Origin of the sequence: Streptomyces sp. R11 (assembly GCF_041051905.1) — a bacterium.
Lineage (GTDB): Bacteria > Actinomycetota > Actinomycetes > Streptomycetales > Streptomycetaceae > Streptomyces.
Window position 1 is genome coordinate 1,681,151 of record NZ_CP163432.1, and the last position, 22,410, is coordinate 1,703,560.

Consider the following 22,410-nt stretch of genomic DNA (forward strand, 5'->3'; position numbering starts at 1 on the left):
CGGGGGTCTCGGTGCCAGGGCACCGCAGGGGGTCTCAGTGCCAGGGCACCGCAGGGGGTCTCGGTGCCAGGGCACCGCAGGGGGTCTCAGTGCCAGGGCAGTTGCCCGCGCCGCTCCCAGTACGCGCCCGGCTCCTCCACCAGCGCGGCCAGCTTCTCCAGCTGCCCCTCGTCGAGATCGACCACGGCGGCGTGCAGGTTGGACGCGAGCTGTGCGGTCGTCGCGGCGCCGGAGAGGACGACGCCGGCCCAGGGGCGGCGCAGGATCAGCGCGAGGGCGACGGCGTCACACCCGAGGGACGTCTCCTCGGCCACGGCCTTCAGCACGTCGGGCGCATACGGGTCCGCGAGCCGCCCGTTGGCCATGCCCTCCTTGACGATCACCGTGAGCCCGGCGTCATGGGCCTCGGCGAGGGCGGGTTCGGCCGAGGTCTCCAGGGCGTTGTACGTCGACTGGACCGTACGGAAGAGGGGCTCGCCGTCGACCGTCACGGCGAGGGCGGCGCGGATCGCCTCGGCCTGGGCGGGGCCGCTGGTGGAGAAGCCGACGGTGAGGCCCTGGGCGGCGGCCTCGGCCAGCCTGGCGTGCAGGTCCTTGTCGGTGAGCGCGGGGCTGTCCGGGGTCACCGAGTGGATCTGGTAGAGGTCGAGCCGGCCGCCGAGCAGGGCGTCGGTCTCGGCGCGCTGACGTTCGTAGGTCTTCAGGCCGTGGTCCTTGACCTCGTGCTTGTCGGCGTCGGTGGTCCAGTCGGCGGTGTACGTGTAGCCCCATTTGCTGCCTACGACGATGTCGTCGAGGTCGGGGTGGGCGTTCAGCCAGTCGGCCAGGAACTCCTCGGAACGGCCGTAGGAGCGGGCCGCGTCGAAGTAGCGGACGCCCTGGGCGTAGGCGGCGTCGAGGAGTTCGTGGGTGCGGGTGCGCAGCGCCGACGCGCTGCGGTTTTCCGGGAGGTCCTCTTCCCGGCCGAGGTTGATATAGCCGGGACGGCCGACCGCGGCAAGACCGAAGCCGATGTGACAGGTGGGGGTCGTTGCTGTGGCCAGTCGGGCGAAGGGCATCTCGGGCTCCGTTTGGTCGGGTCCGCTACGGCTTCCGACCAACGTAACCCGGGATGACCTTCGCCTCAGAGCTCGGCTCGTGGGGTGATTTGGCGGGTGCGGGCTCGTCGTGGCTCGTCGCGCAGATCCCCGCGCCCCTTGAGGGCGTTGCTCTAGCGCTTCTTGGCGGTCGCCCACTCGTGCTGGGCCGCCACGTCCCGCTTCACCTCGGCCAGCTGCACCGCCACCGCGCTCGGCGCGGTACCCCCACGGCCGTTCCTGGAAGCCAGAGCCCCCGGCACGTTCAGCACCGAGCGCACCTCCGGCGTGAGGTGGGCGGAGATCTTCGCGAACTGGTCGTCCGTCAGGTCGCCGAGTTCCTTGCCCTCGGCCTCGGCGACCTTGACGCACTCGCCTGCGACCTCGTGGGCGACGCGGAAGGGGACGCCCTGCTTGACCAGCCACTCGGCGATGTCGGTGGCGAGGGAGAAGCCGGCCGGGGCCAGTTCCTCCATGCGCTCGCGGTTGACGGTGAGGGTGGCCATCATGCCGGTGAAGGCGGGGAGCAGGACCTCGAGCTGGTCGCAGGAGTCGAAGACGGGCTCCTTGTCCTCCTGTAGGTCGCGGTTGTAGGCAAGGGGCAGGGCCTTGAGTGTGGCCAGCAGGCCCGTCAGGTTGCCGATCAGGCGGCCGCTCTTGCCGCGCGCCAGCTCCGCGATGTCCGGGTTCTTCTTCTGCGGCATGATCGACGAGCCCGTGGAGAACGCGTCGTGCAGGGTCACGAAGGAGAACTCCTTCGTGTTCCAGATGATGATCTCCTCGGCGATCCGGGAGAGGTTCACACCGATCATCGCGGTGATGAAGGCGAACTCGGCGACGAAATCACGGGAGGCCGTGCCGTCGATCGAGTTGGCGGCGGACCCGTGCTCGAAGCCGAGGTCCTTCGCCACCGCCTCCGGGTCCAGGCCGAGGGACGAGCCCGCCAGGGCGCCCGAGCCGTACGGCGAGACGGCCGTCCGCCCGTCCCACTGACGCAGTCGCTCGGCGTCCCGGGACAGGGACTGGACGTGGGCCAGCATGTGGTGGGCGAAGAGCACCGGCTGGGCGTGCTGCAGGTGGGTGCGGCCGGGCATCGCCACGTCCGGGTGGGCCTCGGCGAGGCCGATCAGGGCGTCCTGGAGGTCGGCGATCAGGCCGCCGACGATGCGGGCGTGGTCGCGCAGGTACATCCGGAACAACGTCGCCACCTGGTCGTTCCTCGACCGGCCGGCCCGCAGCTTGCCGCCGAGGTCCGGGCCGAGGCGCTCCAGCAGGCCGCGCTCCAGGGCGGTGTGGACGTCCTCGTCGGCGATCGTGCCCACGAAGGAGCCGTCGGCCACGTCCGCCTCGAGCTGGTCCAGCCCGGCGATCATCCGGGTCAGCTCGTCCTGCGTGAGCAGCCCCGCCTTGTGCAGCACGCGCGCGTGGGCACGCGAACCGGCGATGTCGTACGGCGCCAGCCGCCAGTCGAAGTGGACGGATGCGGACAGCTTGGCCAGTGCCTCGGCGGGACCGTCGGCGAAACGGCCGCCCCAGAGCCGGACGTCACCGCTGTTGCTGCTCACTTGCGTTGCTCCTAGGGAGGGTTGGTCGGCGTTGCGCCGGGTCGACGTCAGGCTATGCCCGCGACGGACGCCGAGCGGGAATGCTCGACGACTGGCTGATGCATGAGTATGCAGAGCTATGCATGATTCGTCAATCTCGGTCGGTGTGCGCGGAAATTTTCGGGCTCCCTTTGAACGGGGGAAACCGCTTACCCGTACCTCTCGCCGAACGCAGGCGCCGCGTTCGTAAAGAAGAAGACACCCCCGAACCCGAGTGAGGCATCCGCATGTCCAGGGCTCTTCCGAAGTACAACAAGCGTCGCGTCGCGTTCGTCGGCGGCGCCGCCGCGGTGGCGCTGTCCGGCACGGTGATCGCCGGTTTCGCCCTGGCCGGGGAGACCACATTGCCCTCGAAGAGCGCGGGCACGAACGCCCGGACTCTGGCCGGTCCCGGCACCATCTCGTGCCCGGACGTGACCGGCGAGCTGCCCGCGGTCCCGGCGTCCGCGCGGGCCGAGGTCGACCGCAACCTCGCCCAGCTCCAGACCCAGATCCAGGAAGCCAACCAGCGCCTCGTCGACACCGTCGGCCAGGGCGGCCCCAACTTCGTCCAGAACGCCATCCTCGGCCCCCTGGAGGACAAGCGCGTCGCCGCCCTCAACCGCATCGAGACCGCCATCGGCCGCACGGCCGCAAAGCCCGAGGGGCTGGAGGCGTTCGCCGCCTGCACGCTCACCCAGTGACGTGACAGGCAGCCATGGCCGCCCCGTTGGCACGCCGGCCGGGGCGGCCATGGCGACGTCGAATGGACTCCGCAATTCCTTAGACAGGCGAACGACCTGCGTCCATACTCGGTTGACGTGGGAAAAACTTATGAACGCATAGACGGCAGGCTGCGGACCTTCATCGAGGAGCAGCCCCTCTTCTTCACCGCGACCGCTCCCCTGTCCGCCGACGGCACGGTCAACCTCTCCCCCAAGGGACTCAAGGGTTCCTTCGCCATCCTCGACGAACTGACCGTCGCCTACCTCGACTTCGCCGGCTCCAACGCCGAGACCGTCGCGCATCTGCGGGAGAACGGCCGGATCACCCTGATGTGGTGCGCCTTCCAGGGCCCGCCGAACATCGTCCGTGTCCACGGCCGCGGTGAGGCCGTCTTCCGCGACGACCCGCGGTTCAAGGAGCTGCTCGGGCACTTTCCCGACATCGATCCGTCCCTGCACGGGCTGCGCGCCATCATCGTGGTCCGGGCCGATGTCATTCGCGACTCCTGCGGGTACGCGGTGCCCCTGATGACGTACGACGAGGACCGCGACCTGCACGGCAAGCGGTTCGCGCGGGAGGACGACGACTCGCTGAGCGCGTACTTCAGCAAGAAGGAGTACATCGCGAGCAGCCTGGATGGCCTACCCGGGCTGCCGTTGCCGCTCCCGCCCTCTAGCGTCTGAGCCATGCGCCCCGGTGCCGTAGCCCTCGCGTCCGCGTCCTTCCTCGTGCTCGGCGCCGCACCCGGCGCCGGAACGCCCGAGCCGCTGCCCGCACGCATGGCCGACACCGGGGGCGGCACCCAGCTGATCACCGCCGTGGCGCCGAGGAAGGGCTCGACGTCGGGCACGGTCACCTGGTGGGACCGGGGCGGCGGGACGTGGGTGAAGGCCGGCTCGGCGCCGGCCCGTTTCGGGGCGAAGGGACTCGTCGAAGGGACCGGGCGCAAGCAGGGCACGAACACGACACCGACGGGGCTGTACGGGCTGCCGTACGCCTTCGGCATCAAGGCGGCGCCGCGCGGCACGGCGTACAAGTACCGGCGTGTGCACCAGGACTCCTGGTGGTGCCAGGACAACGACTCCCGCGCCTACAACCGCTGGAGCGAGCCGCTGGCCCGCGACTGCCGTGCCGCCGAGTCCGAGCACCTGGTCTCCTACGGCGCGCTGTACGCCCACGCGCTCGTCATCGCCTTCAACTACGAGCGCCCGGTGAAGGGCCGCGGCGCCGGCATCTTCCTCCATGTGAAGGGGCGTACGGCGACGGCCGGTTGTGTGTCGGTGTCCGAGGGGGCCATGAAGCGGATCCTCAAGTGGGCCGATCCGGGACGGAAGCCGCACATCGCGATCGGGACGGCGAGCGGGGCCACGGCGATCACCCGTTACTGAGAAAGCACCACTGAACACACTGACCTCCCCGCACGTACCTCTGGGCCAAGGGACCACGCCCATCACCACCCCCTTGCTCCCGTCCCCGGAGGAACCGTGACCACCACGCTCGCAGGCGGCCGTGCCGCTCGCCGCCAGACGATGCGCCGCATCCGCCCGCGCCGCTCCCCGGCCGTCCCGCTGGTGATCGCCCTATGGGCGGGCGCGGCGGCGGTGCTGTGGTTGTGGTGGGACAACACGCCGTCCCTCGCGGACAACACGGCCAAGATCATCGCCGCGGGCCGGATCACCGGCCTGCTCGCCGGCTACCTGATGGCGCTCGTGGTGCTCCAGATGGCCCGGGTGCCCGCGCTGGAGCGACGGGTGGGCTCGGACCGGGTCGCGCGCTGGCACGCGATGAGCGGGCGCTACACCATCTGCCTGGTCATCGCGCACGTCTTCCTCATCATGTGGGGATACGCGCTCCAGGCCGGCAAGACGCTCGGCGACGTCGTCCAGCAGACGATCGACTCGGTCAACACGCTGCCGGACATGGGCAAGGCGGCGATCGGCACCGGACTGCTGTTCTTCATCGCGTTCATCTCGATCGGGGGCATCCGCCGCCGCATCCCGTACGACACCTGGTACCACGTGCACCTGCTGACGTACGCGGCGGTGTACCTGACGTTCTGGCACCAGATCTCCACCGGCAACGAGTTCGCCGTCGAGCCCGCCGCGAAGACCTTCTGGTACGGGCTGTACGGCGTGGTCACCGCGCTGGTGGTCTGGTACCGGATCCTCACGCCGATCCGCCTCAACCTGCGGCACCGGATGTATGTCGAGGCGGTCATCGAGGAGACGCCGGGCATCGTGTCCGTGCTGATCGGCGGGCGCAAGCTGCACCGGATCGGGGCGGAGGCCGGGCAGTTCTTCCGGTGGCGGTTCAAGGCGCCGGGGATGCGGTTCAGCTCCCACCCGTACTCCCTGTCGGCGGCGCCCCGCCCCGACATGCTGCGGATCACGGTCAAGGCGATCGGCGACCACACGTCGCGGCTGCGTGACCTGAAGCCCGGCACCAAGGTGTGGGCCGAGGGGCCGTACGGCGCGCTGACCGCCCAGCGGCGCAGCCGCGGCAAGGTGCTGCTGGTCGCCGGCGGGGTCGGCATCACGCCGATGCGGGCCCTGTTCGAGACGCTGCCGGGCGCGTCCGGCGACATCACGCTGCTCTACCGGGCCAACAGCACCCAGGACCTGGCGCTGTGGGACGAGCTGTCCAAGATCGCCGACGAGCGCGGTGCGCGGCTGATGTACGCGGTCAACAGCCCGGACGGGGAGCGGCCCGACATCTCGGCGGAGCGGTTGCAGCAGAAGCTGCCCGACATCGACAAGCACGACGTGTTCATGTGCGGGCCGGCCGGCTTCGCGCAGTCCGTCTACGAAGCACTACGCGGCGCGGGTGTGCCCGCCCGCCGCATCCATCACGAGTCGTTCGAGATGTGAGCGACGGGACTTCCAACTTCAGGAGCTGTAGGAGCGATGAGGAAGAGTCACCCGATCCGCCGTGTGGTGCTGGCAGGCGCCGCCACCGTGTCCGGGATCGTGCTGCTGCTGTCGCTGAAGCCGGCGACCGACCCGGGCTCCGCGCAGGCGGCGGGCGTCGGCGCACCGCCGGCGGCCTCGGCCCAGGGCGGCGCCCAGGCGGCGTCCGGCACGGTCACCGGTGACGCGGCGCAGACCCAGTACGGCGCCGTGCAGGTGCGGCTGACCGTGGCCAACGGAAAGATCACCAAGGCCGAGGCGGTCCAGGCCCCCAAGGGCGGCCAGAGCGACCAGATCACCGCGAACGCCGTACCCAAGCTCAACCAGGCGGTGGTCACCGCCCAGAGCGCGAACGTCGACGCCGTGTCCGGGGCGACGTACACCAGCAACGGCTACAAGAAGTCCGTCCAGTCGGCGATCGACAAGGCGAACGCGAGCGCCGGCTCCCAGGGCTCGGGCGGCTCCGCCCAGGCCGCCACCGTCACCGGCGACGCCGTCCAGACCCAGTACGGCGCGGTCCAGGTCCGTGTCACGGTCGCCGGCGGAAAGATCACCAAGGCCGAAGCCGTCCAGGCACCCAAGGGCGGCCAGAGCGACCAGATCACCGCCAACGCCGTACCCAAACTCAACCAAGCCGCCGTAGCCACCGGAACCGCCGACATCGACGCCGTCTCCGGAGCCACCTACACCAGCAACGGCTACAAGGAATCCCTCCAGTCCGCCCTGGACAAGGCGCAGGCGAGCTCCGGCTCGTCACAGGGCTCCGGGTCCGAGGGTTCGGGCGGCGGCGCCGCTCAGGCCCGCACGGTCACCGGCAGCGTCTCGCAGACCCAGTACGGCGCGGTCCAGGTCCGCATCACCGTCGCCGGCGGAAAGATCACCAAGGCCGAAGCCGTCCAGGCACCCAAGGGCGGCCAGAGCGACCAGATCACCGCCAACGCCGTACCCAAACTCAACCAAGCCGCCGTAGCCACCGGAACCGCCGACATCGACGCCGTCTCCGGAGCCACCTACACCAGCAACGGCTACAAGGAATCCCTGCAGTCGGCCCTGGACCAGGCCGGTGGCTGACACGGTGGTGGAACCGACACAAGCACCCGCCGCGGTGCGTCATGCGGAGGAGGTCATGGGGACGGTCTTCTCCTTCGACGTCCGCGGCGGGGACGCCGGGGCCGTGCAGGCGGCGCTGGGAGAGGCGGTCGCAGGACTGCACCGGGTCGACGAGGTGTTCAGCACCTACCGCGACGACAGCCAGATCTCCCGGCTGGCGCGCGGTGAGCTGACCGTCGAGGAGTGCGATCCGGAGGTCGCCGAGGTGCTGGAGCTGGGCGCCGAGGCGGAAGGGCTCAGCGAGGGCTGGTTCAGCACGCGGTACGAGGGCCGCCTCGACCCGACCGGCATCGTCAAGGGCTGGTCCGCCGAACGCGCGGCCCGCCACCTCGCCGGCGTCCCGGGCGTGACGGGCGTCAGCCTCAACGGCGGCGGCGACGTCCAGCTCCTGGGCGTACCGGGCCCCCAGCGTCCCTGGCGGGTGGGCGTCTCCGACCCGCTCCGTCCCGGCGGCCTCGCGGCAGTCATCTCGGCCGCCGGCGCGTCCGAACTGGCGGTCGCCACCTCCGGCACGGCAGAACGGGGCGACCACATCGTCGACCCCCGCACGGGCCGCTCAGCGGTGACGGACCTGGTGGCGGTGACGGTGGTGGCACCGAGCCTGACCTGGGCGGACTGCTGGGCGACGGCGGCGTTCGCGATGGGTTCGCGGCAGGGTCTGCGCTGGCTGGAGTCGCTGCCCGACGTGGAGGCCCTGCTGATCACGGCAGGCGACGAGGTGAGATGCACAGGCGGCCTGGCATCTCGACTCGGGTAGGTCGAGATGCCAGGGGGCGCGTGGAACCCACCGCCCCCGCTCAGTGGCCGTTCTGAGCCAACCTGAGCAAGTGATCGGCCAGGGCCTGACCGCCCGTGGGGTTCCGGCTGATCAGCAGCAACGTATCGTCACCGGCGATCGTCCCCAGGATGTCCTGCAATTCGGCCTGATCGATGGCCGAGGCCAGAAACTGCGCTGCCCCCGGAGGGGTACGCAGGACCACGAGATTCGCAGAAGCCTCCGCGGAGATGAGCAGCTCCTGCGACAACCGCCGCATCCGCTCCTCCTTCGCCGACTCCCCGAGCGGCGCCCGAGGAGTGCGAAAGCCCCCCTCGCTCGGCACCGCGTAGATCAGGTCACCGTCGTTGTTGCGGATCTTCACCGCGTTGAGCTCGTCCAGATCCCGGGAGAGCGTCGCCTGGGTGACGCTCAGCCCGTCGTCCGACAGCAGCTTCGCCAGCTGACTCTGCGAGCGCACGGGCTGCCGGTTGAGGATGTCCACGATCCGGCGGTGGCGTGCGGTGCGGGTCTGCGGCACGGCAGGCCCGACGGCCCCGTTCGCCTCGTTGTGCCCGTGGTCCTGCGCCTGACTCATCGTCGTCTCATTCTCCGGATCCGTCCCCGTTGGCTTGGTCCAGGATGCCGGGAAGGGCCTGAAGAAGCGCCTCCACTTCGTCGTCACCGAGGTTCAGCGGCGGCATGAGCCGTACGACATCGGGGGCGGGCGCGTTCACCAGGAAACCGGCGTCCTGAGCCACCTGCTGCACCTTGGCGGCGTGCGGCTCGGTGAGCACGATACCCAGGAGCAGTCCCGCGCCCCGGACATGACCGATCAACGGGTGGCCCAGCGCCTCGATCCCGTCCCGCAACTTCTCGCTCTGCCGCTTGACGTTCTCCAGCAACCCCTCGTTCGCGATGGTGTCCAGCACGGCAAGACCCGCGGCGCACGCGACCGGGTTCCCGCCGAAGGTCGTCCCGTGCTGGCCGGGCTGCAGCAGCTCCGCGGCCCGCCCGAAGGCGACGGTCGCGCCCAGCGGCAGCCCGCCGCCTAGCTGCTTGGCGAGGGTGACCACGTCGGGCAGAACACCCTCATGGGCCTGGTACGCGAACCAGTGCCCGGACCGGCCGACGCCGGTCTGCACCTCGTCCAGCACCAGCAGCGAGCCGGTCGCGGCCGTGATGGCCCGGGCCGCCTTGAGATAGCCGGCGGGCGGCACGACGACTCCGTTCTCGCCCTGGACCGGCTCGATGATCACAAGCGCGGTCTCCTCGGTGACCGCGGCGGCCAACGCCTGCGCGTCCCCGTACGGCACGTGCGTGACCTCGCCGGGCAGCGGCAGGAAGGGCTCCTGCTTGGCGGGCTGGCCGGTGAGCGCGAGGGCGCCCATGGTCCGGCCGTGGAAGCCGCCGTCGGTGGCGACCATGCGGGTCCGCCCGGTCAGCCGGCCGATCTTGAACGCGGCCTCGTTGGCCTCGGCGCCGGAGTTGCAGAAGAAGACCTTGCCGTCCCGGCCGAACAGCTGGAGCAGCCGCTCGGCGAGGGCGACGGTCGGCTCGGCCATGAAGAAGTTGGAGATGTGGCCGAGGGAGGCGACCTGCTTGCTCACGGCCTCCACGATCGCGGGGTGGGCGTGGCCGAGCGCGTTGGTTGCGATGCCGCCGACGAAGTCGAGGTACTGCCGGCCCTCACTGTCCCAGACCTTGAGGCCCGCACCGCGGACGAGGGGCAGCCGCGGGGTGCCGTAGTTGTTCATGAGCGAGCCCTGCCAGCGCTGGGTGAGCTCCTGATTGCCGGTCATTCGGCATCCCCCTCTTCGGCGTCCGGCACGACCATCGTGCCGATGCCCTCGTCGGTGAAGATCTCCAGCAGGATCGAGTGCTGGACCCGGCCGTCGATGACGCGGGCGGTGGTCACGCCGCCACGGACCGCGTGCAGGCAACCCTCCATCTTCGGCACCATGCCGGAGGACAACTCCGGCAGCAGCTTCTCCAGTTGGGAAGCGGTGAGGCGGCTGATCACCTCGTCGGAGTGGGGCCAGTCCTCGTAGAGGCCCTCGACGTCGGTGAGGACCATGAGGGTTTCGGCGCCCAGCGCAGCAGCGAGTGCCGCAGCCGCCGTATCAGCATTGACGTTGTAGACATGTCCGTCGTCCTGGCTCCGGGCGATCGACGAGACGACCGGGATCCGGCCGTCGGCCAGCAGCGCCTCGATCGCGCCCGTGTCGATGTCGGTGATCTCGCCCACCCGGCCGATGTCGACGAGTTCGCCGTCGATCTCGGGCTGGTGCCGGGTGGCGGTGATGGTGTGCGCGTCCTCGCCGGTCAGGCCGACGGCCAGCGGGCCGTGCTGGTTGAGCAGCCCGACCAGTTCACGCTGGACCTGTCCGGCCAGCACCATCCGTACGACGTCCATGGCGTCCTCGGTGGTGACCCGGAGCCCCGCCTTGAACTCGCTGACGATGCCGTGCTTGTCGAGGGCGGCGCTGATCTGCGGGCCGCCGCCGTGCACGACGACCGGCTTGAGGCCGGCGTGGTGCAGGAAGACGACGTCCTGGGCGAAGGCGGCCTTCAGGTCCTCGTCGACCATGGCGTTGCCGCCGAACTTGATGACGACGGTCTTGCCGTTGTGCCGGACCAGCCAGGGCAGCGCCTCGATGAGGATCTGGGCCTTGGGGAGTGCGGTGTGCTTCCGCGCGGGTGGATTGCTCATGAGGAGTAGGCGCTGTTCTCGTGCACGTAGTCGGCGGTGAGGTCGTTGGTCCAGATGGTGGCGGTCTCGGACCCGGCGGCGAGGTCGGCGACGATGTGCACCTCGCGGTAGCGCATGTCGACCTTCTCGCGGTCCTCGCCGACGCCGCCGTTCTTGCACACCCAGACGCCGTTGATGGCGACGTTCAGCCGGTCGGGCTCGAAGGCGGCGGCCGTCGTGCCGATCGCGGACAGGACGCGGCCCCAGTTGGGGTCCTCGCCGTGGATGGCGCACTTGAGGAGGTTGTTGCGGGCGATGGAGCGGCCCACCTCGACGGCGTCGTCCTCGGTCGCGGCGTTGACGACCTCGACCTTGATGTCCTTGCTGGCGCCCTCGGCGTCCCGGATCAGCTGCTGACCGAGGTCGTCGCAGACCTGCCGTACGGCCTCGGCGAACTCCTCGTACTCCGGGGTGACGTCGGCCGCCCCGGAGGCGAGCAGCAGCACGGTGTCGTTGGTGGACATGCAGCCGTCGGAGTCGACGCGGTCGAAGGTCGTGCGCGTCGCCGCCCGGAGTGCCTTGTCCAGTACGTCGCTGTCGAGGACGGCATCGGTGGTCAGGACGACGAGCATGGTGGCCAGGCCCGGGGCGAGCATGCCGGCGCCCTTCGCCATCCCGCCGACGGTCCAGCCGTCCTTGGGCACGACGGACGTCTTGTGGACGGTGTCGGTGGTCTTGATGGCGATGGCCGCCTTCTCGCCGCCGTGCTCGGAGAGCTGGTCGGCGGCGGTCTCGACACCGGGGAGCAGCTTGTCCATCGGCAGCAGGACGCCGATCAGGCCGGTCGAGCAGACGGCGACCTCGATGGCGCCCCGGCCGAGCACCTCGGCGACCTTCTCGGCGGTGGCGTGGGTGTCCTGGAAGCCCTTGGGACCCGTACAGGCGTTGGCGCCACCGGAGTTGAGGACGACGGCGGACACCTCGCCGCTCTTCAGCACCTGCTCGGACCACAGCACCGGCGCCGCCTTCACACGGTTGGAGGTGAAGACACCGGCGGCGGCACGGTGGGGCCCGGTGTTGACCACGAGGGCCAGGTCCGGGTTGCCGTTCTCCTTGATCCCGGCGGCGATGCCCGCCGCCGTGAATCCCTTTGCGGCCGTGACGCTCACGGTGCGACTCCGATCGTGGAAAGCCCGGTGTTCTCGTGAAACCCGAGGGCGATGTTCATGCTCTGGACGGCACCACCGGCCGTGCCCTTGGTCAGGTTGTCGATGGCGCTGATCGCGATGATGCGGTTCGCGGCGGCGTCGAATGCGACCTGCACCTGAACGGCGTTCGAACCGTAGACGGACGCCGTGGCGGGCCACTGCCCCTCGGGGAGGAGGTGGACGAAGGGCTCGTCGGCGAGGGCCTTGTCGTAGGCGGCGCGGACGGACTCGCCGGTCACCCCGTCCTTCGCCTTCGCCGTGCACGTGGCGAGGATGCCGCGGGGCATCGGGGCGAGGGTCGGCGTGAAGGAGACGGAGACCCGCTCCCCCGCCGCCGCGCTGAGGTTCTGGATCATCTCGGGCGTGTGCCGGTGCCCGCCGCCGACGCCGTACGGCGACATGGAGCCCATGACCTCGCTACCCAGCAGGTGGGGCTTGGGCGCCTTGCCCGCGCCGGAGGTGCCGGAGGCGGCGACGATCACGGCCTCGGGCTCGGCGAGGCCGGCGGCGTAGGCCGGGAAGAGGGCGAGCGAGGCGGCGGTCGGGTAGCAGCCGGGTACCGCGATGCGCTTGGACCCCTCCAGCGCGGCGCGGCCGCCCGGCAGCTCGGGAAGGCCGTACGGCCAGGTGCCGGCGTGCGGGGAGCCGTAGAACGTCTCCCAGTCGCCCGCGTCCTTCAGCCGGAAGTCGGCGCCCATGTCGACGACCAGCACATCCGGGCCGAGCTGCTCGGCGACGACGGCGGACTGTCCGTGCGGCAGCGCGAGGAAGACGACGTCATGCCCGGCGAGGGCCTCGGGGGTGGTCTCGTGGAGTACGCGGTCGGCGAGCGGCAGCAGGTGCGGTTGCAGCGCACCGAGCCGCTGGCCCGCGTTCGAGTGCCCGGTCAGGGTCCCTATCTCGACCTCGGGGTGCGCCAGGAGCAGACGCAGCAGTTCCCCGCCCGCGTACCCACTCGCTCCGGCCACTGCCGCACGTACCGCCATGGACTCCTCCTCCTAGATGGCATGACTATACGTTTCGCCGCAGGTTTATGCAATCACGATTCACCGCGACCCGCCCCTGGAGCGGGCCGAGAAAACCAGCTTTGTCCAGGACATGCCCATGAGCTAGTGTCCCCCGGCAAACATCAGGGGATCACGGCAGGTGGGGGCACATGGCCGAAAAGATCGGCATGCCGGACAAGGGCCACAACGCGTGGGGGCAGGCTGTCGCGGCCGTGGCGCTGTTCGCGGCGATCGCCGCCGGCCTGTGGGTGTCCGAGGCGACATCCCGGAACAGTGGCCCCCCGGCAGCCACGTGCTCCGACGAGGAACCCGGCAAGTCGACCGGGCGGGTGACCGGCAAGCAGCTGTGCGAGGCACTGCTGCGCCCCGATCTGGCGGAGTTGCTGGGCACACCGACGGAGACCGCGAAGACCGCCTTCGGCAACGACGGTTCCGCCGGACTCGAAGGCGGCAAGGACATCCCGATGCCCACCGCGGAGGTCGAGTTCGACACCTACACCGTGACGCTGTCGGCCACCTACGACGACCTCCCCGTGGCCGGGTCCCACGAGCTGCTCGGGGAGGGGGAGCAGCGTGCGGTTCTGGGCCGTCCGGCGGTGCTGTACTCGGACCGGACCATCAGGATCGACTTCCGCCTCGACGGGGGCGACGCCGAGGCCGGTACCGGCGTTCCGCTCCGCGCCCTCATGGTGGCCCAGGACGCGAAGGACGGCGGCGGCTCCTACGACGTGACGCTGTGGCGTTCGGACGGCATGGTGCCGGACGACGCCGTGCTGCTGCGGGTCGCCGAGAAGGTACTGCCGACGGTCCCGGGGTGGGCCGCCGGCAGCTGACGCACTTCGTCACCTCTGCTTGATCCTCAGGAACGTCACGGAGTTCGCCGGGAAGGTGTACGTGAACTCGTCGGCGACCCCCGAGAACGTGGACGCCACGGGCGTGACCGGGGCGTCCGTCTCGGTGTTCACCGCGTCCTGGTCGGCGGCCAGGGTGGTGACCCGGGCCTTGGCGGCGACCTCGGCGCCACCCAGGTCGATCGCCGTGCGGGCCGGCGCGGACTGGGCGTTGACGACCTTGACGATCAGGTCACCGGTGCGGGCGTCCTCGGTGACGACCTGGCGGAAGGGCTCGGCCGGCTTGTCGTCGGTGAAGCTGCCCCACTCCTTGCCGTCGAGGTAGAGGGTGACCTGGCGGCCGCGCACCTTGATGTCGATGTCGTAGGCACGGCCCGTCTCGATCGACCCGGCCTTCGTCATCAACGTGCCCTTGCCGCCGTCCACGGCCTGCTCGATCGCGGACTGGGTGTTGTTCCAGCCGCCCAGGTTCCACCAGTAGTAGTTGCCGGTGTCCTTGACGCCGAAGGCGACGAGGAAGCCCTCCTTGCCGGACTTCTTGGTGGCCTTCACATGGACGTCGTAGTCGTGCCAGGTAGGGTCGCCGGCCGACACCATCGTGTTCTCGGCGGCCACGTCGGTCTGCACGTACTGGCCGTCCTGGACACTCCAGCTGCCACCGCCCGAGTGCGTCCACTTCGAGACGTCGCCGGAGAAGTCGTCACTCAGCAGCGTCGAGCCGTCCACCGCCGTGACCTTCACGTCGTCGTAGGCGGCACTGGTCGCCCACGTCGACAGGCCGACGGCACCGGCGATCGGGCCGCTGACGTCCGGCGTGGCGGTCGCCTTCGAGGGGACGACCCGGTCGCCGACGTTGTTCATGAACAGCTTCTGGACCTCGTAGTTCGTCGAGTTCCAGGCGGCGCGGTTGTTGAACCAGACCAGGTCCGGCCGCCACTGGACGTAGTCTTCGTTGGCGAGCAGCGGGGCGTACGAGGCGAGCTTGACGACGTCCGCGTTGCGCTCCAGGCCGGTCATGAACGCGGCTTCGGAGAGGCCGTTCTTCCAGGCGTTGCCCTGGGAGGCGTACTCGCCGAGGAAGACCTTCGGTCCGCTGCGGTCGTAGGAGTCGTAGCGGTCGTTGTTCTGCAGGAACCAGGTGGGGCTGTTGTAGTAGTGCTCGTCGACCATGGCGACGTTCGCCTCGCGGTTCAGCTTCCAGGCGGTGTCGAAGGTCGTGCCGCTGTCGTCCGGGCCGGAGTTGGAGACGACGGTGATGTCCGGGTACTCGGCCTCGATCGCGGCACGGAACTGCTGGAACCGCGCGAAGAACTCGTTCGGAAGGTTCTCCTCGTTGCCGACCTCGAGGTGGGTCAGGCGGAACGGCTCGGGGTGGCCCATCCGGGCACGCACCTTGCCCCACTTGGAGCTCGCCGGGCCGTTGGCGAACTCGATGAGGTCGAGGGTGTCCTGGATGTGCCGCTTGAGCAGCGCCTCGTCGTCGACGGCCTTGTTCTGGCCGCAGCCGGTCACCAGGGCCGGGACGACGGGAAGCGGCATGGCGCCGATGTCCTCGGAGAAGCGGAAGTACTCGTAGTAGCCGAGGCCGTAGCTCTGGTTGTAGCCCCAGAAGTTGGAATTGGTCGCGCGCTGCTCGACCGGGCCGATGGTGTCCTTCCACTGGTAGGACCGCTTGCGCTGCCAGCCGGAGGCCTCGCTGTAGTCCTCCATGGAGCCGGTGTTGACCAGGCAGCCGCCGGGGAAGCGCACGAAGCCCGGGTGCAGGGCGGCGATCTTCTCGGCAAGGTCCTTGCGCAGGCCGTTCGCCTGGTTCTTGTAGGTGTCGCGGGGGAACAGCGACACCATGTCGAGGGCCGCCGCGTCCGTGGCGGCGACGGCGAGACGGCCGCGGTTGCTGGTGCGGGTCGCGGTGAACGTGGCCTTGTACTGCGCCCAGCCGCCCTTCACGGCCACCTGGCGGGCGGTCGCCAGTGCGCCGGCGGCGTCCTTGAGGCCCACACTCAAGGTGCTGCCGCTCTCGGCGCGCGCCCACACCGAGAAGTCGTACCTCTTGCCCTGCTCGACCCGGATGCCGGTGTTGTAGCCGATGTTCGTGACGGACGAACCGGCGCCCAGGGAAAGGTGGTTGCGGTTGCGCTCGTTGAGCCGGCCGGAGTCGTTGACGACCTCGGCGGTGCCGTCGACCGTCCAGGAGGTGAGCGGGGTGTAGGAGCCGTTGTCGGCGGTGGAGTACTCGAACGACCGGTTCTGCACGAGCTCGGCGTACAGACCGCCGTCCGCGGCCCGGTTGATGTCCTCGAAGAAGACGCCGTACATCGTGTCGTCGATCTTCGCGCCCTGGGCGGCCGGGTCGACGGTGATGGCGTAGTCGGTGACGTCCTCGGCGTGGGCGGGGGCCGGGATCAGGGTGGCTGCCGCCAGGAAGGCAGTGGCAGCGACGCCGAATCTCCAGCGGGTGGGGGTGCGTGGCATGGATACTCCGCGGCTCGATGTTCGAAATATCAGACGCTGATCAACACTTCGAACGGCAAGATAGGGAGGGGGATTCGGAGCGTCAACGGGTCGCGCGGTACCGAAAGTGTCGGAAGTGAGGGCGGGATGGGCGAGTTCTGGCCGGTTCCGGATGTGCTGGCGTATCTCGCCGGAAGCTGGGGAGTCGTCCGTTCCGTACGGGATCTGGCGAGTGGGTACGAGGGGGCGTTCTCCGGTACGACGGTTTTCGGCCCGCTGGAGGGCGGCGGGCTACTGCATCACGAGTCCGGCACCTTCGCCTGGCAGGGCGTCCCGAGACCCGCCGAGCGGACGCTGCGCTTCCTGCCGGGCACCGCGCGGGGCACGGCGGACGTACGGTTCTCCGACGGCCGCCCCTTCCACGACCTCGACCTGACGTCCGGGCGGCACATCGCGGACCACCCCTGCTCGGCCGACCTCTACCGGGGCGAGTTCACCGTCCTCGACGAAGAGCGCTGGCGGACGGTGTGGCGGGTGCGCGGCCCCGCCAAGGACCTGGTCCTCACCACCGACTACGCCCGCGAGGGCTGAACCGGCGCTCCCTCGAAGCGGAGGTACCAACGCCCCGCCCGGCCGGTCACGGTGGTCGTCGACAGGGGACGCACGTCGATGTTCCAGTACGTCGACGGCGGCGCCTTCAGCGCGTACACCAGAGCGGCACGGATCACGGACGGCTCGGCCACGGCGACGATACGACCGCCGTCCTCCACGGGCCGGGTGTCGAGCCAGTTGCCGACCCGGGCGATGAACGCGAGCAGCGACTCGCCGCCGTGCGGTGTGCCCCGCGGATCGGCGAGCCAGGCGTCCACCGCCTCCGGCTCGCGGGCCATCGCCTCGCCGAGCGTGAGCCCGCGCCAGCGGCCCATGTCGCAGTCGCGCAGGGCGAGTTGCACCAGCGGTGCGTAGCCGAGGGCGTCACCGGTGGCGCGGCTGCGCGGGGTCGGCGAGCAGTAGCGCAGCTCGGCCGCCGCCAGCGGCAGCAGGTCGCGCGCGGCGAGCTGCACCTCGTCCCAGCCGGCCTGGTCCAGCGGCCGGTCGTCCTGGAAGCGCTCGGCGAGCAGCGGGGAGCTGCGCGCGGCGGCGACGAACGTGACCCGAAGCGACATGCGGCGATGGTGTGTCGCGAAAGTGCGCAGGTCAAGAGAGGTTGTGCAGCTGTCACCGAGGGTTGGTGAAGCTTTACTGCGGGGTCAGGATCAGACGGACATGTCCCCGGAAAACGATCAGTTGGAAAGTTCAAGCACGCCGCCCGCCCCACCCTCCCCTCGGGGAACGCCCGAAGCTAGAAGTAGAGCGCCATCCACTGGTCCGGCTTCTCCAGCGGCGCGAACCCGTGCTTCTCGTAGACCCCGTGTGCGTCGTGCGTGGCGAGCAGCATCCGCTTCACCCCGTACGACCGCACCTGCTCGCGTATGGCCCCGACGAGCGCCGTCCCGATCCCCTTGCCGCGTACCGACGGGTCGACGTACACGTCACAGAGCCACGCGAAGGTCGCCCGGTCGGTGACGACCCGGGCATACGCCACCTGCTCCCCCGAAACCGTCGCGTACACCCCGAAGTTCAGCGAACCCTCGATCGCCCGGTCCTGCTTCTCCCGCTCCCTCCCTATCGCCCAGTAGGCGTCGGTGGACAGCCACCGGTGCACGCGCTCGGCGTCGATACGGTCGGCGTCGGTGGAGATCTCGTAGCCCTCGGCGAGGGGCGGGGTGTCGGTCATGCGGCGAGATTCGCAGGCCGGGGCGCCGGCGTCGAGCGGTTTTCCCCGGCGGGCGGGGCGTTGTCAGTGGCGGGTGCGACTGGTTCACGTGCGGCCTCACAACGCTGCCGGCCCCTGGAACACCTCGTCCCAAGCCGTCCGCAGTCGCCGCACGCCCTCCGTGATCTCCCCCGCTCCCGCCACCGCCGCGAAGCTCAAGCGCAGGTGCCCGGCCGAAGGCTCCGCGCTGAAGTACGGGCGACCGGGGGTGATCGCGACGCCCGAGCGCAGGGCGGCGGAGGTCAGGGCGGACTCTCCCCCGGAACCGAAAGCCTGGGACGAGCCCCCGGTGCCGTCGGGCAGGCGGAGCCAGAGGTGGTAGCCGCCGGACGGGATGTGCGGGAGGGCGAGTTCGGGAAGGTCGAGGCGCAGGGCGGCCGTCATCGTGTCGCGGCGGGTCTTCAACTCGGCGGAGATCGCCCGCAGATGGCGCGGCCAGGCCGGCGAGCCGACCAGTTCCAGTGCCGCCTCCTGCAACGGTCGCGGCACGAAGAAGGTGTCCACGACCTGGATGGCGCGCAGCCGCTCCAGCACCGGGCCGCGGGCGGCGAGCGCGCTCACCCGGAAGCTGGGCGAGGTGGCCTTGGTCAGCGAGCAGACGTGGACGACGACGCCGTCGGGGTCCTCGGCGGCCAGCGGACGCGGCAGCGGCCCCGCGTCCTCGTGCACCAGCCGTCGCACGAAGTCGTCCTCCACGACGAAGGCACCGGCCTCGCGTGCGACGCGCAGCACCTCGCCGCGCCGGTCGGGGGCGAGCATCGCGCCGGTCGGGTTCTGGAACAGCGGCTGGCAGACGAAGACGCGGGCGCCGGTCGCCCGGAAGGCGTCGGCGAGCAGGGACGGCCGTACGCCGTCGGCGTCGACCGGGACGGGAACCGGGCGCAGTCCGGCCGCGCGGGCGATCGCCAGCATGCCCGGGTAGGTCGGCGACTCCACCAGCACCGGTGCGCCCGGCGGCGCGAGTGCCCGCAGCGCGGTCGTCAGGGCCGACTGGCCACCGGAGGTGATCAGCACCTCCGCGGCGGTGACGGCGCCGCCCGGCCCGCCGATGCTGCGCGCGAACCACTCCCGCAGCTCCGGCAGCCCCTCCATGGGCGGCCTCCCCCACGCCCCGGGCCGTCGGCCGGCCCGGGACAGCGCGGCGGCCATGGCTCGCTCCGGCTGCAACGACTGGTGCAGATAGCCGCCGTTGAACTCGATCACACCGGGCGGCGGCGCGGTGAGCGAGGCCAGTACCCCGGAGGCGTCCACCGAGCGCGGTACGACTTCCGCGGCGGCGTCCGCGCTGAGCGTCACCTCCTGCCAGGAGGTGTCCCCTGCGGCGGCGGTCCGGGTGTGCGCCTCGGCGCGGAAGGCTCCGGCGCCGGGCCGGGTCACCACGAGCCCCTCGGCGGCCAGCTGCGCGAGGGCGCGGGAGACGGTCACCGGGCTCACCCGGTACCGCTCGACGAGGGCCCTGCTCGACGGCAGCTTTCCACCTGGAGAGTAGCGGTTCAGCTCCCGCCGCAGCCGATCCGCCAGTTCACCGACACTGCTACGCTCTTGCATGAGGACCAAGAATAGCGCTACCGCTCCGAGCTCGATAGCAGTGACCGGCGGCAAGGCAATACCGGTCGCCCCGGCCGGGACGGCCTTCGGAGGCACCCTCCAGGCCGCTCTGGGAGTCGCGGCCTTCTCCCTCACCTTCCCCGCCACCGCCTGGGGCCTGGAGAGCTTCGGCCCCTGGTCCCTGGTCGCCGTGCGCAGCCTGCTGGCCGCGCTGATCGCGGGGGTCTGCCTGCTGGCGCTGCGCGTGCCGCTGCCCGCCCGCCGGCACTGGGCGGGCCTGGCGGTGGTCGCCGCCGGAGTGGTCCTCGGCTTCCCCCTGCTCACCACGCTGGCGCTGCAGACCTCCACCACCGCGCACGCGGCCGTCGTGGTCGGTCTGCTCCCGCTGACCACGGCCCTGTTCTCCGCCCTGCGCGTCGGCACCCGTCCCTCGCGCACCTTCTGGACGGCGGCGCTGGCGGGCGCGGCCGCGGTGGTCGCCTTCACCGTGCAGCAGAGCGGAGGCGCGCTGACCACGGCCGACCTGTATCTCTTCGCGGCGCTGCTGGTGTGCGCGGCCGGCTACACCGAGGGCGGCCGGCTGGCCCGGGTCATGCCGGGCTGGCAGGTGATCGGCTGGGCGCTGGTGCTGTGTCTGCCGCTGACCGCCCCGGTCGCCGCGGTCGCGCTGTCGTACGAACCCGTGCACCTGACCTGGCACGGCGTGACCGGGCTGCTGTGGGTCGCGGCGGGCTCGCAGTTCCTCGGCATGGTCGTCTGGTACCGGGGCATGGCGGCCATCGGCATCCCGAAGGCCAGCCAGTTGCAGTTGGCCCAGCCCCTGCTCACACTGGTGTGGTCGGTGCTGCTGCTGGGCGAGCACCTGACAGTGGCCGCCCCGCTGACGGCCGCGGCGGTGCTGGTGTGCATCGCCGTGACCCAGCGGGCGCGTGGCTGAGCGGGCCGCACGACCCACCTCCAACCACCGCTCCACGCCGTAGACTCAAGGCCACGGACCGCTGCTCCCGCACCTGGTGAGGAGGCCCAACAGATGCGTGCAACCGTGGGCGACCAGCTTGTCCAGCACGGCAGGGTGGTCGGGCAACACGACAAGGTCGGCGAGATCGTCGAAATCCTGGGCCACGAGGGCAATCCCCCGTACCGCGTCCGCTTCGAGGACGGGCACGAGGGTCTGTGCTCCCCCGGCCCCGACACCGAGATCCGTCACAGGAACACGATGAAGTAGCCCGGCGAGCAGATCAGCGCGGGGAAATCGCCGGCTGCCCGTAGTGGTCGGCGACGACCCGTGCCATGGCCCCGATCCGGTCCGCCGCCACCTCCTTCGCGGCGAAGTACACGTGCCCGCCCACCTCCGCGTGCTCCTTGGCCAGGGTCAGATGCCGGGACAGCTCGGCCGGGTCCTGCCAGGCCGCGGGCTGCGCCGGATCCCCGGCCTTGTAGAGCGCCTCTCCCACGTACAGCTTCGTCCTGCTGCCCCGCGCCACCTGGGCCCACCAGGGCACCAGCTCGGCGTAGTCGGCGGCCGTGAAGCCGATGTTCCAGTACAACTGCGGGCAGATGTAGTCGATCCAGCCCTCCCGGACCCATTTGCGGGTGTCCGCGTACAGGTCGTCGTACGTCTCCACCCCGCCCCGGGTGTCGGAGCCGAGCGGGTCGGTGACGGCATTGCGCCACACGCCGAACGGGCTGATGCCGAACTGAGTGGTGGGCCGGATCTGCCTGATGGCGTCCGCCATCTCCAGGACCAGCTTGTCGATGTTGTCCCGCCGCCAGTCGGCCCGGACCGTGAAGCCGCCGCCGTGGCGGTCGTAGGCCTCGTCGTCGTCGAAGCTCTGGCCGGCCACCGGATAGGGATAGAAGTAGTCGTCGAAGTGGACCCCGTCGATGGGGTACCTCTCCACCGCGTCGAGCATGGCCCGCTGCACGAAGGCACGGACGTCGGGCAGTCCCGGGTTGTAGTAGAGCTTGCCGCCGTACGTCACCACCCAGTCCTCGTGCGCGCGGGCGGGGTGCGACTCGGCCAGCCTGCCGAGGTCCGTGTGGTTGGCGATGCGGTACGGGTTGAACCAGGCGTGCAGCTGAAGGCCGCGGGCGTGGGCCTCCTCGACGGCCGTGCCCAGCGGGTCCCAGCCGGGGTCCTCGCCCTGCGTGCCGGTGAGGACCTGCGACCAGGGCTCGTACGGCGACGGCCACAGGGCGTCGGCCGTGGGCCGCACCTGGAGGATCACCGTGTTCAGGTGGCGCTCCACCGCCGTGTCCAGGTGGGTGATCAGCTCGGCGCGCTGCTCGTCGGCGCTCAGTCCCTGCTTGGAGGGCCAGTCCCGGTTCGCCACGGTCGCCACCCACACGCCGCGCATCTCCCGGGTCGCCTGTCGCCGGGATCGGTCCGTCCCGCCCGCCGTGGCGGACCCGGCCGCCATGGCGCTTCCTGACGCCACGAGTGCCGCCAGGGCGGTCACCGAGAAAGCCCGTCGTGACATCCGTGACTTCCGGTGCAGCATCTCTTCATACCTCCGTGTGCCGTGGTCAAGGGCCCACCCCGCGACCGGTCCGCACCTGAGGACCGGCCCCGCGTCAGCCTTTCATGAGGCACCCGAACGATCGATCAAGCTGCGCCGAAGGTAACGTGCAGGTTTGGAGCAGGCGTCGAACAACGGCGGACCTGCCGCATTCGTGGATCAG

The 22,410-nt window shown here is 70.6% G+C and carries 21 protein-coding genes and 1 pseudogene; 10 read left to right on the top strand and 12 right to left on the bottom strand.

Annotated elements, in window-relative coordinates; translation table 11 throughout:
* Positions 1-86: 86 nt before the first annotated feature.
* Both AB5J55_RS07650 and argH read right to left on the bottom strand, forming a co-directional pair.
* A complete protein-coding gene (locus AB5J55_RS07650; RefSeq protein WP_369269920.1) occupies positions 87-1,058 on the bottom strand; it encodes an aldo/keto reductase in 972 nt (323 codons plus the stop codon).
* Between the two features lie 152 nt (positions 1,059-1,210).
* The gene (gene argH / locus AB5J55_RS07655; protein WP_369269921.1) at positions 1,211-2,641 is read right to left on the bottom strand and encodes an argininosuccinate lyase; all 1,431 of its coding nucleotides are present in this window, start codon (positions 2,639-2,641) and stop codon (positions 1,211-1,213) included.
* A gap of 266 nt (positions 2,642-2,907) precedes the next feature.
* On the opposite strand from argH, the pseudogene AB5J55_RS07660 reads away from it, so the two are divergent.
* The 6 genes and pseudogenes from AB5J55_RS07660 to AB5J55_RS07685 all read left to right on the top strand — a co-directional run.
* Positions 2,908-3,336: pseudogene (locus AB5J55_RS07660) on the top strand (hypothetical protein); the annotation flags it as partial.
* A gap of 144 nt (positions 3,337-3,480) precedes the next feature.
* Positions 3,481-4,068 (top strand): pyridoxamine 5'-phosphate oxidase family protein, encoded by a 588-nt coding sequence (locus AB5J55_RS07665; RefSeq protein ID WP_369269922.1) that lies wholly within the window; start codon positions 3,481-3,483, stop codon positions 4,066-4,068.
* A 3-nt stretch (positions 4,069-4,071) separates the two neighbouring features.
* Positions 4,072-4,773, top strand: a complete 702-nt coding sequence (locus tag AB5J55_RS07670) for a L,D-transpeptidase (RefSeq protein ID WP_369269923.1) — start codon at positions 4,072-4,074, stop codon at positions 4,771-4,773.
* Between the two features lie 96 nt (positions 4,774-4,869).
* A complete protein-coding gene (locus tag AB5J55_RS07675) occupies positions 4,870-6,252 on the top strand; it encodes a ferredoxin reductase family protein (protein ID WP_328882818.1) in 1,383 nt (460 codons plus the stop codon).
* A gap of 36 nt (positions 6,253-6,288) precedes the next feature.
* On the top strand, positions 6,289-7,362 hold the full coding sequence (locus AB5J55_RS07680) for an FMN-binding protein (protein ID WP_369269924.1): 1,074 nt from the start codon (positions 6,289-6,291) through the stop codon (positions 7,360-7,362).
* Positions 7,355-8,158, top strand: coding sequence for an FAD:protein FMN transferase (locus tag AB5J55_RS07685; RefSeq protein WP_369269925.1), 804 nt, complete (start codon positions 7,355-7,357; stop codon positions 8,156-8,158). The genes AB5J55_RS07680 and AB5J55_RS07685 overlap by 8 nt, the downstream gene beginning before the upstream one ends.
* A gap of 40 nt (positions 8,159-8,198) precedes the next feature.
* Here the strand turns inward: AB5J55_RS07685 and AB5J55_RS07690 are convergent, their stop codons facing one another.
* Genes AB5J55_RS07690 through argC form a run of 5 tightly spaced genes read right to left on the bottom strand, consistent with a single transcriptional unit; the run spans position 8,199 to position 13,041 of the window.
* On the bottom strand, positions 8,199-8,753 hold the full coding sequence (locus AB5J55_RS07690) for an arginine repressor (protein WP_328428916.1): 555 nt from the start codon (positions 8,751-8,753) through the stop codon (positions 8,199-8,201).
* Positions 8,754-8,760: 7 nt separating this feature from the next.
* The gene (locus AB5J55_RS07695; RefSeq protein ID WP_369269926.1) at positions 8,761-9,957 is read right to left on the bottom strand and encodes an acetylornithine transaminase; all 1,197 of its coding nucleotides are present in this window, start codon (positions 9,955-9,957) and stop codon (positions 8,761-8,763) included.
* Positions 9,954-10,868: an acetylglutamate kinase gene (gene argB, locus AB5J55_RS07700; protein ID WP_369269927.1), complete on the bottom strand. Its 915-nt coding sequence runs from the start codon at positions 10,866-10,868 to the stop codon at positions 9,954-9,956. The genes AB5J55_RS07695 and argB overlap by 4 nt, the downstream gene beginning before the upstream one ends.
* Positions 10,865-12,016: a bifunctional glutamate N-acetyltransferase/amino-acid acetyltransferase ArgJ gene (gene argJ, locus AB5J55_RS07705; protein ID WP_369269928.1), complete on the bottom strand. Its 1,152-nt coding sequence runs from the start codon at positions 12,014-12,016 to the stop codon at positions 10,865-10,867. Before argJ ends, argB begins: the two co-directional genes overlap by 4 nt.
* The gene (gene argC / locus AB5J55_RS07710) at positions 12,013-13,041 is read right to left on the bottom strand and encodes an N-acetyl-gamma-glutamyl-phosphate reductase (protein WP_369269929.1); all 1,029 of its coding nucleotides are present in this window, start codon (positions 13,039-13,041) and stop codon (positions 12,013-12,015) included. Before argC ends, argJ begins: the two co-directional genes overlap by 4 nt.
* Before the next feature lie 170 nt (positions 13,042-13,211).
* On the opposite strand from argC, the gene AB5J55_RS07715 reads away from it, so the two are divergent.
* The gene (locus AB5J55_RS07715) at positions 13,212-13,895 is read left to right on the top strand and encodes a DUF6215 domain-containing protein (RefSeq protein ID WP_369269930.1); all 684 of its coding nucleotides are present in this window, start codon (positions 13,212-13,214) and stop codon (positions 13,893-13,895) included.
* Between the two features lie 9 nt (positions 13,896-13,904).
* Here AB5J55_RS07715 and AB5J55_RS07720 read toward each other — a convergent pair whose 3' ends face one another.
* A complete protein-coding gene (locus AB5J55_RS07720) occupies positions 13,905-16,385 on the bottom strand; it encodes an alpha-L-arabinofuranosidase C-terminal domain-containing protein (protein ID WP_369269931.1) in 2,481 nt (826 codons plus the stop codon).
* Positions 16,386-16,511: 126 nt separating this feature from the next.
* On the opposite strand from AB5J55_RS07720, the gene AB5J55_RS07725 reads away from it, so the two are divergent.
* Positions 16,512-16,955 (top strand): DUF6314 family protein, encoded by a 444-nt coding sequence (locus AB5J55_RS07725; RefSeq protein ID WP_369269932.1) that lies wholly within the window; start codon positions 16,512-16,514, stop codon positions 16,953-16,955.
* On the opposite strand, the gene AB5J55_RS07730 is transcribed toward AB5J55_RS07725, so the two are convergent.
* The 3 genes from AB5J55_RS07730 to AB5J55_RS07740 all read right to left on the bottom strand — a co-directional run bounded on the left by AB5J55_RS07730 (position 16,937) and on the right by AB5J55_RS07740 (position 19,728).
* Complete coding sequence (locus AB5J55_RS07730) at positions 16,937-17,530, bottom strand: histidine phosphatase family protein (RefSeq protein WP_369269933.1); 594 nt, start codon at positions 17,528-17,530, stop codon at positions 16,937-16,939. The two genes, AB5J55_RS07725 and AB5J55_RS07730, sit on opposite strands and share 19 nt — an antisense overlap.
* 176 nt (positions 17,531-17,706) lie before the next feature.
* Positions 17,707-18,141: a GNAT family N-acetyltransferase gene (locus tag AB5J55_RS07735; RefSeq protein WP_369269934.1), complete on the bottom strand. Its 435-nt coding sequence runs from the start codon at positions 18,139-18,141 to the stop codon at positions 17,707-17,709.
* Between the two features lie 96 nt (positions 18,142-18,237).
* On the bottom strand, positions 18,238-19,728 hold the full coding sequence (locus tag AB5J55_RS07740; protein WP_369269935.1) for a PLP-dependent aminotransferase family protein: 1,491 nt from the start codon (positions 19,726-19,728) through the stop codon (positions 18,238-18,240).
* Here AB5J55_RS07740 and AB5J55_RS07745 point away from each other — a divergent pair.
* Both AB5J55_RS07745 and AB5J55_RS07750 read left to right on the top strand, forming a co-directional pair.
* Complete coding sequence (locus tag AB5J55_RS07745) at positions 19,727-20,665, top strand: DMT family transporter (protein WP_369269936.1); 939 nt, start codon at positions 19,727-19,729, stop codon at positions 20,663-20,665. The two genes, AB5J55_RS07740 and AB5J55_RS07745, sit on opposite strands and share 2 nt — an antisense overlap.
* Positions 20,666-20,758: 93 nt before the next feature.
* Positions 20,759-20,953 carry a DUF1918 domain-containing protein gene (locus tag AB5J55_RS07750; RefSeq protein WP_328882804.1) on the top strand — a complete coding sequence of 65 codons (195 nt, stop codon included), beginning with the start codon at positions 20,759-20,761 and terminating at the stop codon, positions 20,951-20,953.
* 13 nt (positions 20,954-20,966) lie between these two features.
* On the opposite strand, the gene AB5J55_RS07755 is transcribed toward AB5J55_RS07750, so the two are convergent.
* Positions 20,967-22,208: a glycoside hydrolase family 10 protein gene (locus AB5J55_RS07755; protein ID WP_369269937.1), complete on the bottom strand. Its 1,242-nt coding sequence runs from the start codon at positions 22,206-22,208 to the stop codon at positions 20,967-20,969.
* Between the last annotated feature and the right edge of the window lie 202 nt (positions 22,209-22,410).